At 67.9% G+C, this 12,324-nt stretch carries 10 protein-coding genes; 9 read left to right on the forward strand and 1 reads right to left on the reverse strand.

Annotated elements, in window-relative coordinates; genetic code table 11:
• Positions 1–33: 33 nt before the first annotated feature.
• From mreB to tldD, 8 genes are all read left to right on the forward strand, one after another.
• Positions 34–1,071 carry a rod shape-determining protein MreB gene (gene mreB, locus AS93_RS0110485; RefSeq protein ID WP_027590571.1) on the forward strand — a complete coding sequence of 346 codons (1,038 nt, stop codon included), beginning with the start codon at positions 34–36 and terminating at the stop codon, positions 1,069–1,071.
• A gap of 81 nt (positions 1,072–1,152) precedes the next feature.
• Positions 1,153–2,088, forward strand: coding sequence for a rod shape-determining protein MreC (mreC, locus tag AS93_RS19165; protein ID WP_076380848.1), 936 nt, complete (start codon positions 1,153–1,155; stop codon positions 2,086–2,088).
• Positions 2,085–2,573 carry a rod shape-determining protein MreD gene (gene mreD, locus AS93_RS0110495; protein WP_027590572.1) on the forward strand — a complete coding sequence of 163 codons (489 nt, stop codon included), beginning with the start codon at positions 2,085–2,087 and terminating at the stop codon, positions 2,571–2,573. Before mreC ends, mreD begins: the two co-directional genes overlap by 4 nt.
• Before the next feature lie 76 nt (positions 2,574–2,649).
• Positions 2,650–3,240, forward strand: a complete 591-nt coding sequence (locus tag AS93_RS0110500) for a Maf family protein (protein WP_027590573.1) — start codon at positions 2,650–2,652, stop codon at positions 3,238–3,240.
• 63 nt (positions 3,241–3,303) lie between these two features.
• Positions 3,304–4,761 carry a ribonuclease G gene (gene rng, locus AS93_RS0110505; protein WP_027590574.1) on the forward strand — a complete coding sequence of 486 codons (1,458 nt, stop codon included), beginning with the start codon at positions 3,304–3,306 and terminating at the stop codon, positions 4,759–4,761.
• 1 nt (position 4,762) lies between these two features.
• Complete coding sequence (locus tag AS93_RS0110510; protein ID WP_027590575.1) at positions 4,763–8,578, forward strand: YhdP family protein; 3,816 nt, start codon at positions 4,763–4,765, stop codon at positions 8,576–8,578.
• 4 nt (positions 8,579–8,582) lie between these two features.
• Positions 8,583–9,434 carry a carbon-nitrogen hydrolase family protein gene (locus AS93_RS19170; RefSeq protein WP_037008960.1) on the forward strand — a complete coding sequence of 284 codons (852 nt, stop codon included), beginning with the start codon at positions 8,583–8,585 and terminating at the stop codon, positions 9,432–9,434.
• Positions 9,435–9,436: 2 nt separating this feature from the next.
• On the forward strand, positions 9,437–10,894 hold the full coding sequence (gene tldD / locus AS93_RS0110525) for a metalloprotease TldD (RefSeq protein ID WP_027590577.1): 1,458 nt from the start codon (positions 9,437–9,439) through the stop codon (positions 10,892–10,894).
• Between the two features lie 98 nt (positions 10,895–10,992).
• Here tldD and yjgA read toward each other — a convergent pair whose 3' ends face one another.
• The gene (gene yjgA, locus AS93_RS0110530; protein WP_027590578.1) at positions 10,993–11,511 is read right to left on the reverse strand and encodes a ribosome biogenesis factor YjgA; all 519 of its coding nucleotides are present in this window, start codon (positions 11,509–11,511) and stop codon (positions 10,993–10,995) included.
• A 116-nt stretch (positions 11,512–11,627) separates the two neighbouring features.
• Between yjgA and AS93_RS0110535 the strand changes: the two genes are divergently transcribed.
• On the forward strand, positions 11,628–12,324 hold a 697-nt coding region (locus tag AS93_RS0110535; RefSeq protein WP_027590579.1), incomplete at its 3' end, for a DNA gyrase modulator.

Here is a 12,324-nt window from a genome sequence, read left to right on the forward strand (position 1 = left end):
TTTTCCACGCGTTGCCTTTAGGGTCCCCGACTAATGTTCAAAAAACTGCGTGGCATGTTTTCCAGCGATCTGTCGATCGACCTGGGCACAGCCAATACCCTGATTTATGTGCGCGAACGCGGCATCGTGCTCGACGAACCCTCTGTCGTCGCCATCCGTAGCACCGGAAACCAGAAAACCGTCGTCGCTGTTGGTAGCGAAGCCAAGCGCATGCTGGGTCGTACCCCGGGCAACATCGCAGCCATCCGTCCGATGAAGGACGGCGTGATCGCCGACTTCAGCGTCTGCGAGAAGATGCTGCAGTACTTCATCAACAAGGTGCACGAGAACAGCTTCCTGCAGCCGTCGCCGCGCGTGCTGATCTGTGTGCCCTGCAAATCCACCCAGGTGGAGCGCCGCGCCATTCGTGAGTCCGCGCTCGGCGCCGGCGCCCGCGAAGTGTTCCTGATCGAAGAGCCCATGGCCGCCGCCATCGGCGCCGGCCTACCGGTCGAGGAGGCCCGCGGCTCCATGGTCGTCGACATCGGTGGCGGCACCACCGAGATCGCCCTGATCTCCCTGAATGGTGTGGTGTATGCCGAATCCGTGCGTGTCGGTGGCGACCGTTTCGACGAAGCCATCGTCACCTATGTGCGCCGCAACTACGGCTCGCTGATCGGCGAATCCTCTGCCGAGCGCATCAAGCAGGAAATCGGTACCGCGTTCCCGGGCGGCGAAGTCCGCGAGATGAACGTGCGGGGCCGCAACCTGGCCGAAGGGGTGCCGCGCAGCTTCACCCTCAACTCCAACGAAGTGCTGGAAGCCCTGCAGGAATCCCTGGCGACCATCGTCCAGGCGGTCAAGAGCGCCCTCGAACAGTCGCCGCCGGAACTGGCCTCGGACATCGCCGAGCGCGGCCTGGTGCTGACCGGCGGCGGCGCGCTGCTGCGCGACCTGGACAAGCTGCTGTCCCAGGAAACCGGCCTGCCGGTGATCATCGCCGAGGACCCGCTGACCTGCGTGGCTCGTGGCGGCGGTCGCGCACTGGAGATGATGGATCGCCACTCCATGGACCTGCTGTCCACCGAGTGAGCCTTGTAGCGGCGTCCGGCCCTCGGGCAACGCGGCTTTGCGGCCGGACGCACTGACCAGGCACCCAGCGAGGATCCGCCCATCAAACCCTTATTCGTCAAAGGCCCTGCGCTGAGTGTGCGCCTGCTGGTGCTTACCGTGCTTTCGGTCGTGCTGATGGTGGTGGATGCCCGCTTCGAAACCCTCAAGCCGCTGCGCAGCCAGCTTGGTCTGTTGCTCACCCCGGTCTATTGGCTGACCGACCTGCCGCTGCGGGTCTGGGAAGGCATGAGCGAGCAGGTGGCCAGCCGCAGCGAACTGATTGCCGAGAACCAGCAACTGAAGACCGAGGCGCTGCTGTTGCAGCGCCGCCTGCAGAAACTCGCCACCCTCACCGAACAGAACGTGCGTCTGCGCGAACTGCTCAACTCCGCCGCGCTGGTCGATGACAAGGTCATCATCAGCGAGCTGATCGGTCTCGATCCCAGCCCCTTCACCCAGCGCATCATCATCGACAAGGGCTCGCGTGACGGCGTGTTCGTCGGCCAGCCGGTGCTCGACGCCAGCGGGCTGATGGGCCAGGTGGTCGAGGTGATGCCCTATACCGCGCGGGTCCTGCTGATTACCGACAGCGTGCACAGCGTGCCGGTACAGGTGAACCGCAACGGGCTGCGTGCCATCGCCAGCGGCAGCGGTTCCGACTATCTGGAGCTGCGCCACGTGCCGGAAACCTCGGACATCAAGGAAGGCGACCTGCTGGTCAGCTCCGGTCTGGGCCAGCGCTTCCCGGCGGGCTATCCGGTGGCACGGGTCAAGTCCGTGGTGCATGACGCCGGCCAGGCTTTCCTGCAGGTCCAGGCACTGCCGACCGCGATGCTCAACCGCAGCCGACACCTGCTGCTGGTGTTCAGCGATGCACGCACGCCCGAGGAACGCGCCAGCGCCGCCGGCCTCGCGCAGGATCGGGTCGACGCCGATCACGAGGTGGAGCCGCCGAGCGAGCCGGTCGAGGCGCAGGATCAGGAGCTGGAGCCGTGAGCAGCGAACGTCCCAACAACGGCTGGGTTATCTGGGCCACCCTGCTGGTCGCCCTGCTGCTCAGTGTCGCGCCGCTGCCCGGGAACCTGGATCTCATCCGCCCGCTGTGGCTGGGCCTGGTGGCTGCCTACTGGGCGCTGGCCCTGCCGCATCGCGGCGGCATGGCGCTGGCCTGGGGCTTCGGGCTGCTGCTGGATGTGCTGTCCGGCACCTTGCTGGGGCTCAATGGCATCCCGCTCGCGCTGATCGTCTTTCTGGTGCTGAACCTGCAGCAGCGCCTGCGCATGTTTCCGCTCTGGCAGCAGGCCATGGTGCTGATGGTGATTCTCGGCATCGCGCAGCTGGTGCTGCTGTGGCTCAACACCCTGGCGGGCAACCGGCCGCCGACGCTGCTGTTCCTGGTGCCGGTCCTGACCAGCTCGATTCTCTGGTTCTGGCTGTACCTGGCCCTGCACTGGCTGCGCCGTCGCTTCGACGTCTATTAGCCGCCCGCTAGGAATCTTGCCGGCTGCGTAACCGCTGTACGCGTAGCCGGGCTTCGGATATTTGGAAGGATCTGACATGCCCGCGCTATACCTCGCCTCGGCCTCGCCGCGACGCCGCGAATTGCTGACCCAGATCGGCGTCGTGCACGACCTGCTGCCGGTGGACATCGACGAGACTCCCCGACCTAACGAAGCTCCCGCCGCATACGTGCAGCGCCTGGCGCAGGAGAAGGCTCAGGCCGCGCTGGCGCGCCTGGACCCCGCGCAGCCGCTGTGCGTGCTGGGGGCCGACACCACCGTGGTGCTGGCCGGCCGGATCCTTGGCAAGCCGGCCGATCGCGCCGACGGGCTGGCGATGCTCGCGGCCCTGTCCGGCCAGACTCACCAGGTGCTGACCGCCGTGGCCCTCGCTGATGCCCGGCGCTGCGAAGTGCGCCTGGTGGAAAGCCGCGTCACCTTCCGCGCCATTGCGGACGAGGAAGCCGCCCGCTACTGGGACAGCGGCGAGCCCGCCGACAAAGCCGGTGGCTATGCGATTCAGGGGCTGGGCGCGGTGTTCGTGCGCGAACTGCAGGGCAGCTATTCCGGGGTGGTCGGCCTGCCGCTGTGCGAAACCGCCGAACTGCTGGCCGCGTTCGGCGTGCCCTGTTGGTCGGGAACGTTATAGGCTGGGAACAGGATGTTCACGCGAAGCCGTCATCCGGCTTCGGTCATTTTTCAGGAATCAGCCATGAGCGAAGAAATTCTGATCAACATCACGCCGATGGAATCGCGCGTGGCCGTGGTCGAGAACGGTGTGCTGCAGGAGGTGCATGTCGAACGCACCCAGCGTCGCGGCATCGTCGGCAACATCTACAAGGGCAAGGTCGTCCGCGTGCTGCCCGGCATGCAGGCGGCCTTCGTCGACATCGGCCTGGAGCGGGCCGCCTTCATCCATGCCTCGGAGATCTCCCAGCGCGAAGGCAGCGCCATCGAGCCGATCAGCGCCCTGGTGCACGACGGCCAGAGCCTTGTGGTTCAGGTCACCAAGGACCCCATCGGCACCAAGGGCGCGCGGCTGACCACGCACCTGTCGATTCCTTCCCGCTACCTGGTCTACATGCCGCGCACGCGCCATGTGGGCATCTCCCTGAAGATCGAGGGCGAGGCCGAGCGCGAGCGCCTCAAGCAGGTGGTGGCCGAGTGCGTGGCGAAGGAGGGCATCGAGCAGGCCGGCGGCTTCATCCTGCGCACCGCCGCCGAAGGTGCCGGCGCCGACGAAATTCTCGCCGACATCCGTTACCTGCACCGCCTGTGGGGGCAGATCGCCGCGCAGATGCAGACCGCCGAGGCCCCCTCGGTGATCTACGAGGACCTGCCGCTGGCGCTGCGCACCCTGCGTGACCTGGTGCATCCGGGCATCGAGAAGATCCGCATCGACTCGCGGGAAACCTTCCAGAAGGTCGGCCAGTTCGTCGCCGAGCTGATGCCGGAAATTGCTGATCGCCTGGAGCACTACCCCGGCGAGCGGCCGATCTTCGACCTCTACGGTGTGGAGGACGAGATCCAGAAGGCCCTGGAGCGCAAGGTGCTGCTCAAGTCCGGCGGCTACCTGATCATCGACCCCGCGGAGGCGATGACCACCATCGACGTCAACACCGGCGCGTTCGTCGGCCATCGCACCCTCGAAGAGACCATCTTCAAGACCAACCTCGAAGCGGCCATGGCCATCGCCCGCCAGCTACGGCTGCGCAACCTGGGTGGCATCATCATCATCGACTTCATCGACATGGAGGACGAGGAACACCGCCGCCAGGTCCTGCGCACCCTGGAGAAGCAGGTGGAGCGCGATCACGCCAAGACCAACATCATCGGCATCACCGAGCTGGGCCTGGTACAGATGACCCGCAAGCGCACCCGGGAAAGCCTCGAACAGGTGCTCTGCGAGCCCTGCAGCGCCTGCCAGGGGCGCGGCAAGCTGAAGACGGCGGAAACCATCTGCTACGAGATCTTCCGCGAGATCCTGCGCGAGGCGCGCGCCTTCCAGGCCGAAGCCTACCTGGTGCTGGCCAACCAGAAGGTGGTCGACCGCCTGCTGGACGAGGAGTCCGGCAACGTGGCGGACCTCGAGGCGTTCATCGGGCGCACCATCAAGTTCCAGGTCGAGCGTGAATACTCGCAGGAACAGTACGACGTGGTGCTGCTCTGACGTGATTTCGCCGCTTCGCCTGCTCAACAGTCTGTTGCGCCTGTGCCTGGGTCTGCTGGCGGCTGGGCTGGTGCTGGCCGCCCTGTACGTCAGCCTGGGCCGCGAGCTGGCGCCCCTGTTCGCCGACTATCGCGAGACGCTGGAGCAGCGGGCCAGCGAGGCGCTGCGCACGCCGTTGCGCATCGGCCGCCTGAGCGCGCGCATGAACGGCTTCCTGCCGGAGCTGGTGGCACGCGACATCAGCCTGGGTGAGGAAGCCGGCCTGCGCATCGACCAGCTGCGCCTGCGTCCCGATCTGCTGGGCAGCCTGCTGCACTGGCAACCGCGTCTGCAGGGGCTGGAGTTGGGAGGTGTACAGCTGCTGTTGCGTCAGGATCAGGACGGACGCTGGTCTCTGGCCGGCGTGCCGCAGGGGCAGGTGCAGAGCGAGGCGCAGAGTGGCGTGGACCCCGCCCACTGGCTGCGGCAGTTGCGCCGCTTCAAGCATGTTTCTGTGGTGGACAGCCAACTGATCGTGCAGCCACGCCAGGGCGTGCCGCTGAATCTCTCCTACCTGAATCTCAACCTCGACCTCAGCGAGGGGGGTGACCTGCACCGATTGGATGGCCGCCTGCTGCTGCCGGACGGCAAGCCGCTGGCCCTGCATCTGGATCTCCGGCTACGTCCCAGCCGCTGGCAGGAGGCCAGCGCCGATCTCTACCTGCGCTTGCCGCAGAGCGACTGGGCGCGCTGGTTGCCCGAGGGCTTGCTGGGCGACTGGCACCTGCAACGGCTAGTGGGTGGCGGTGAAGTCTGGGCGCGCTGGTCAGAGCGCACCCTGCAGCGTGCGGTGATGCGGCTGCACCTGCCGCTGGCGCAGGTGAGTTATGCCGATCAGGTGCCGGTGCGTCTGGAAGAACTCAGCCTCAGTACCTATTTCGAACCCGGTCCGAACGGCCGGCGCCTGCTGGTGGACTCGCTGGCGGTGACGCTCGACGGCACGCGCTGGGGCGAGGCGCGCCTGCGCCTGGAGGAACAGCGGGACACCGGGCGTTGGGACCTGGCCAGCGATCGCCTGAGCCTGGCGCCGCTGGTGCCGCTGGTCCAGCAACTGGCGCCGCTGCCGGAGCCGGCGCGCGAGTGGCTGCAGGCGCTGCGCCCGGAAGGTCAGCTGCGCAACATCCAGTTGAGCTATCAGCCGGATGCCGAGCCGGCCGAGCGGCTGCGCTATACGCTGAACCTGGAAGGCGTTGGGTTCGCCGCGCATCGCGGCGTACCGGCCGCGGCGGGGGTGAGGGGGCGTCTGGACGGCAATCTGGCGGGCGGCGAACTGCAGATCGACAGCCGTGACCTGATGCTGCATCTGCCGCAGCTGTTTCCCGCGCCCTGGCGGTACCGTCGTGCCCAGGGACGGCTGGGCTGGCGTCTGGGCGAGGAGGGCTTCAGCCTCTGGGCCCCCTATCTTTCGCTGGATGGCGAGGAAGGCCGCCTGGCCGGGGATTTCATGCTGCGGTTTGCCCATGATCCGGCCGCCGAAGATTACATGGATTTGCGTGTCAGCCTGCGCGAGGGGGACGCGCGCTTCGCCGGCAAGTACCTGCCCACCGCCAGCGCAGCCCTTAGTCCGGCGCTGGCCGACTGGCTGCAGCGGGCCATCCGAGGTGGCGAGCTGGAGCAGGGTTTCTTCCAGTATCAGGGTGCGCTCAATGCGGGCGTGCCACCCGAGGCGCGCAGCCTGGCGCTGTACTTCAAAGTGCGCGATGCAGAGCTGGACTACCAGCCAGGCTGGCCGATGTTGCGCGAGGGGCGCGGCGAACTGTTCGTCGAGGATAGCGGCGTGCGTGTCGCGCTCAGCGATGGCCGCCTGCTGAACAGCCGCATCCGCGAGGCCAGCTTCGCGGTCCCGCATGCCGAACCCGGCCAGCCCAGCCGTCTGCTTGTGAATGCGCGGTTGCTCAGCTCGGTAACCGATGCTCTGCAGATCCTGCGGAACAGGACTATGCCTACTGCCGAGGCGTTTGCCGGATGGGAGGGGGAGGGCGACGTGGAAGCGGCGCTGCGCCTGGACATTCCCCTGGATGCCGGCCATGCCCCCCAGGCCGACGTGCAATTCACGCCCAAGGGCGCGCGGCTCAGGTTGCCGTACCTGCCCGGCCTGGAGCTCGACAGCCTCTACGGCGAATTTCGTTACCAGACCCGGAGCGGCCTCAGCGCTCGAGGGCTGCGCGCGCGTTTCCTGGAACAAAGCCTGCAGGGGCGGATCGACAGCGATACCGTCGGCGGCCGCCAGCGCACCTTGGTGGATGTCCAGGGGCGCATGCCGGTTGATCGCCTGGCCCAGTGGCTGGGGCAGGGCCGGCCGCTGCCGGCCAGTGGCCTGCTGCCGTATCGCCTGCGCCTGCGCCTGGACGGCAATGACAGTCTGTTGCGCGTGGACTCCAGCCTGCAGGGTGTCGCTCTCGACCTGCCGGCCCCGTTCGGCAAGCGCGCGGCCGAAGCGCGGTATGCCGACTGGCGCATGAGTCTGGGCGGCCCACAGCAGCGCTACTGGCTCGACTACAACGATTTCCTCAGCCTGGCGCTGAGCATGCCGGGGCAGGACTGGCAGCAGCTGCGCGGCGAGGTGCGCCTGGGGCTGGGCCTGGCACCGCCGCCGAGCGCCGAAGGTGTGCGGCTGCGCGGCCGGCTTGACAGCGTTGACGTCCCCGCCTGGCGTACCTTCTGGCAGCGCTACGGCAGCAGCTCGGGTGAGCCGGGCGGCACGCCGCTGCTGCGCGAGGGGCAGCTGCATATCGGGCGCCTGACCGGCGTGGGAATCGACCCGCAGGATCTGCTGGTGCGCGTACGTCGTGTATCACAGGCCTGGGCGCTGGACCTGGACAGCCGGGTGATTGCCGGTGACGTCCTGGTGCCCGACGATGCCGCGCGGCCGCTGCGCGTACAGCTGGAACAGCTGCGTCTGCCGGCGCCGACCGCCGACAGCAAGAGGGGAGATGCGCTGGCGGGCATCGATCCGCGCACGCTGCCAGCCGTCGATCTGCGCATCGACCAGGTGCTGCTGGGCGACGAGCCACTGGGCGCCTGGTCGTTTCTTGCGCGTCCGAGTGGCAGTGGCTGGGCGCTGCGCGAGCTGGCCCTCGACTTAAAGGGCCTGAAGATCAATGGCGAGGCCGGCTGGTCGCGCCTCAACGGCGCGGATGCCACCTGGTTCCGCGGCCGCCTGCACGGGGGCGACCTGAGCAAGATCCTCAAGGCCTGGGGCTTCGCCCCGACGGCCAGCAGCGAGCGCTTCAGCCTGCAGGTCGATGGCAACTGGCCGGGTGCGCCGAGCGCGCTGCGCCTGGCCAACTTTTCCGGCACCCTGGATGCCGACCTGCGCAACGGCCAGTTCTCCGAACTGCAGGGCTCCGCCTCGGCGCTGCGGGTATTCGGCCTGTTGAACTTCGATGCCATCGGCCGTCGCCTGCGGCTGGACTTTTCCGATCTGTTCGGGCGTGGCCTCAGCTATGATCGGGTCCGGGGCAAGCTGCTGGCCCGCAATGGTCTGTACACCAACCTGGCACCGACGACCCTGACCGGCCCTTCGGCCAACCTGGAAATGACCGGCAGCCTGAACATGGTCAGCGAGCAGGTGGATGTGCGCATGCTGGTAACCCTGCCACTGACCAACAACCTGCCGCTGGCCGCACTGATCGCCGGTGCGCCGGTACTGGGCGGGGCGCTGTTCCTGGTGGACCGCCTGCTGGGCAACCAGATGTCGCGTTTCGCCGCCGTGGAGTATTCGATCAGCGGCCCGCTCAATGCGCCCCGCATCGTACCCGGGAAGCCGAGGGACTGAAGCCATGAACCTTGCCGTTATCCAGATGGTCAGCGGCGCCGATGTGCCGACCAACCTGCGCAGTGCGCGCGGTCTGCTGGAGCAGGCCGCCGCCGAGGGTGCGCGACTGGCGGTGCTGCCCGAGAACTTCGCCGCCATGGGGCATGCCGACCTGGCCGCGCTGGGGCGGCTGGAAGCGCAGGGCGACGGCCCGGTCCTGCCCTGGTTGCGCCGAACGGCGCGCGAGCTGGGCCTGTGGATCGTTGCCGGTACCCTGCCGCTGCCACCGGACGACAGGCCCACTGCCAAGCCGCGTGCCTGCTCGCTGCTGATCGACGCCCACGGCGAGCGGGTGGCGCGCTATGACAAGCTCCACCTGTTCGATGTCGATGTCGGTGATGCCCGGGGCAGCTATCGTGAGTCGGCGGACTTCGATCCCGGCGAGCATCTGGTGGTGGCGCAGACACCGGTCGGCCGTCTGGGGCTGACCGTTTGCTACGACCTGCGCTTCGCGGAGCTGTATGCGGCGCTGCGTGAGCGCGGTGCCGAATTGATCAGCGCGCCAGCGGCCTTTACGGCGGTGACTGGCGCGGCGCACTGGGAGGTACTGATTCGCGCCCGAGCCATCGAGACCCAGTGCTACCTGCTGGCGGCCGGGCAGGGCGGCGAGCACCCGGGACCGCGGGAAACCCACGGCCATTCGGCGATCGTCGACCCCTGGGGCGTGTTGCATGCCGCCCCGCCACGTGGCGAGGGTCTGTGTCTGGCGCGGCGCGATGCGCAGGCGCAGGCCGGGGTTCGCCAGAACATGCCGGTGCACCGTCACCGGCGCTTTTCAGTGTCGCTCGCGGCGTCGCGGGCGAAGTATTCGGAGTGACCATGAACGATCTGTTATTGCCTGTCAGCGAGCGGCTGCTGGCCCCAGGTGGCCTGAGCATCGAGCAATTGCCGCGTCTGCTGGGCGAGCTGGCGGGTCCGGGCATCGACGCCGCCGACCTGTACTTCCAGTCGCTGGTGTCGGAGTCCTGGATCCTGGAGGACGGCATCGTCAAGGAAGGCAGTTTCCACCTGGATCAGGGGGTCGGCGTGCGCGCCCAGTCCGGCGAGAAGACCGGCTTCGCCTACAGCAACGCCATCGACGAAACGGCCCTGGCCGCGGCCTGCCGCGCCGCCCGCTCGATCGCGCGGTCCGGCCAGCAGGGCCGGGTACAGGCGTTCTCCGCGCCGCAGGTGCGCCACCTGTATGCCCATGCCAATCCGCTCGACGTGCTGGAGCGCTCGGCCAAGGTGGAGCTGCTCAAGCGCATCGACCGGGCGACGCGCGCGCTGGACCCGCGCATCCAGCAGGTGACGGTCAGTCTGGCCGGCGTCTGGGACCAGGTGCTGATCGCCGCCAGCGATGGCAGCCTGGGTGCCGACATCCGTCCGCTGGTGCGTTTCAACGTGAGCGTGATCGTCGAGCAGAACGGCCGCCGCGAACGGGGCAGCCATGGCGGCGGCGGGCGCACCGACTATCGCTTCTTCCTCGAACAGCTGAACGAGCATGAGGACCGGGCGATGGGCTACGCGCGCGAGGCCCTGCGCCAGGCGCTGGTCAACCTGGAGGCGATCGCCGCCCCGGCCGGCACGCTGCCGGTGGTGCTCGGCCCCGGCTGGTCCGGCGTGCTGCTGCACGAGGCGGTCGGCCATGGCCTGGAGGGCGACTTCAACCGCAAGGGCAGCTCGGCCTACAGCGGCCGGATCGGTGAACAGGTGGCCTCGCCGCTGTGCACCATTGTTGATGACGGTACGCTGGCCAAGCGCCGGGGCTCGCTGAGCCTGGACGACGAGGGCACCCCGACCCAGTGCACCACGCTGATCGAGAACGGCGTGCTCAAGGGCTACATGCAGGACAAGCTGAACGCCCGCCTGATGGGCGTGGCCTCCACCGGCAACGGGCGGCGCGAGTCCTACGCGCACCTGACCCTGCCGCGCATGACCAACACCTACATGCTGGCCGGGCAGAGCGAGCCGGAGGAGATCATTCGTTCGGTGAAGCGCGGGCTGTTCTGCGCCAGCCTCGGCGGCGGCCAGGTGGACATCACCAGCGGCAAGTTCGTGTTCTCCACCAGCGAGGCCTACCTGATCGAGGACGGGCGCATCACCGCGCCGGTCAAGGGTGCGACCCTGATTGGCAATGGTCCGGAGGTGATGAACCAGGTGTCGATGGTCGGCAACGACCTGGCGCTGGACAGTGGCGTGGGCACCTGCGGCAAGGACGGTCAGTCGGTGCCGGTGGGCGTCGGCCAGCCGACGCTGAAGATCGATGCGATCACCGTGGGCGGAACCGGGAATTGAATGCCGTAGGGTAGACAACGGCGCAGCCCTGTCTACCGGCGCGCAGGCGGTGGGCAATCGCTGCGCGAGTTGCCCACCCTACGAACGTTCGAGTTGGATTAGCGCAGCCCGCGCTGAAGCTCGTCCAGCTCGCGCAGGTACTTGAACACCTTGCGCGCGGCGGCCGGTGGTTTGTTGTGGGCCGCCTCGTGCTGGGCCTGGCGCAGCAGGCCGCGCAGGTGCTGGCGGTCGGTGTCCGGATAGGCCGTCACGAAGGCGTCCAGGTCCGCATCGCCGCCGCCCAGCAGGCGGTCGCGCCAGCGCTCCAGGGCGTGGAAGCGCTCGTTGTATTCGCGGGTGGAGGCGTCCATCTGGTCAACCAGGGCGAGAACGGCCGGGATGTCCTGCTCGCGCATCAGCTTGCCGATGTACTGGACGTGGCGCTTCTTGGCCACATTGGCGGTGTGCTTGGGTGCATCGGCCAGGGCGCGACGCAAGGCCTCGGTGATCGGCAGCCGGTCCAGCAGCTCGGGCTTGAGGGTGGTCAGGCGCTGGCCCAGCTCCTGCAGTGCATGCAGCTCGCGCTTGACCTGGGATTTGCTCTTCTCTTCGGGGAAGTCGTCGTGGAATTCAGACATGGGGCGCATCCAGTGGATAATGCGCGTCATGATAACAGCAGCCCGTTTGCGCAGCTCGCCAGCCGGGCGCGGGACGGATGAGGGGCGTGGCCAGCGGTCACGACCGGGGAGTCGCCATGAATGCTAGTGAAAAGGTGGGGCCGCAGACGCTGCCGTCCCTGCAGGAAAAGGTCGAACGGATCATCGCCGAGGCGCGCCGTCAGGGCGCCAGCGACTGTGAGGTGTCGGTCAGTGCCGGCCAGGGCCTGAGCACCACGGTGCGCCAGCGCGAGGTGGAAACTGTCGAGTTCAACCACGATCAGGGCTTCGGCATCACCGTGTTTGTCGGCCAGCGCAAGGGCTCGGCCAGTACCTCCGCCGTCGAGGAGGACGCCATTCGGGAAACCGTGGCGGCGGCCCTGGCCATCGCCCGGCATACCTCGGAAGACGAGTGCGCCGGCCTGGCCGCCCCCGAGCTGATGGCCCGTGAGCTGCCCGACCTGGACCTCTACCACCCCTGGGACATCGAGCCGGAAGCGGCCATCGAGCTGGCGCTGCGCTGCGAGGCAGCGGCATTCGACCATGACCCGCGCATCCGCAATGCCGACGGCACCAGCCTGAGCAGCTACCTGGGCTGCCGCGTCTACGGCAACAGCCATGGCTTCGTCGGCGGCTATGCCAGCAGCCGGCACAGTCTGAGCTGCGTGATGATCGCCGAGGACGGCGGCCAGATGCAGCGCGACTACTGGTACGACGCCAGCCGCATCGGCAGCGCGCTGACCGACGGCGCCGTCATCGGCCGGCGCGCCGCCGAACGCGCGGTCAGCCGCCTCG

The sequence above is a fragment of the Pseudomonas sp. RL genome (genome assembly GCF_000647775.1).
Classification (GTDB): Bacteria; Pseudomonadota; Gammaproteobacteria; order Pseudomonadales; family Pseudomonadaceae; genus Serpens; species Serpens flexibilis.

What these genes read in the sequence shown, in the direction of transcription:
- rng (WP_027590574.1), top strand. Translation starts at nt 3,304, where the DNA reads ATGAGCGAAGAAATTCTGATCAACATCACGCCGATGGAATCGCGCGTG.
- AS93_RS19170 (WP_037008960.1), top strand. Translation starts at nt 8,583, where the DNA reads ATGAACCTTGCCGTTATCCAGATGGTCAGCGGCGCCGATGTGCCGACC.
- tldD (WP_027590577.1), top strand. Translation starts at nt 9,437, where the DNA reads ATGAACGATCTGTTATTGCCTGTCAGCGAGCGGCTGCTGGCCCCAGGT.
- yjgA (WP_027590578.1), bottom strand. Translation starts at nt 11,511, where the DNA reads ATGTCTGAATTCCACGACGACTTCCCCGAAGAGAAGAGCAAATCCCAG.
- AS93_RS0110500 (WP_027590573.1), top strand. Translation starts at nt 2,650, where the DNA reads ATGCCCGCGCTATACCTCGCCTCGGCCTCGCCGCGACGCCGCGAATTG.
- mreB (WP_027590571.1), top strand. Translation starts at nt 34, where the DNA reads ATGTTCAAAAAACTGCGTGGCATGTTTTCCAGCGATCTGTCGATCGAC.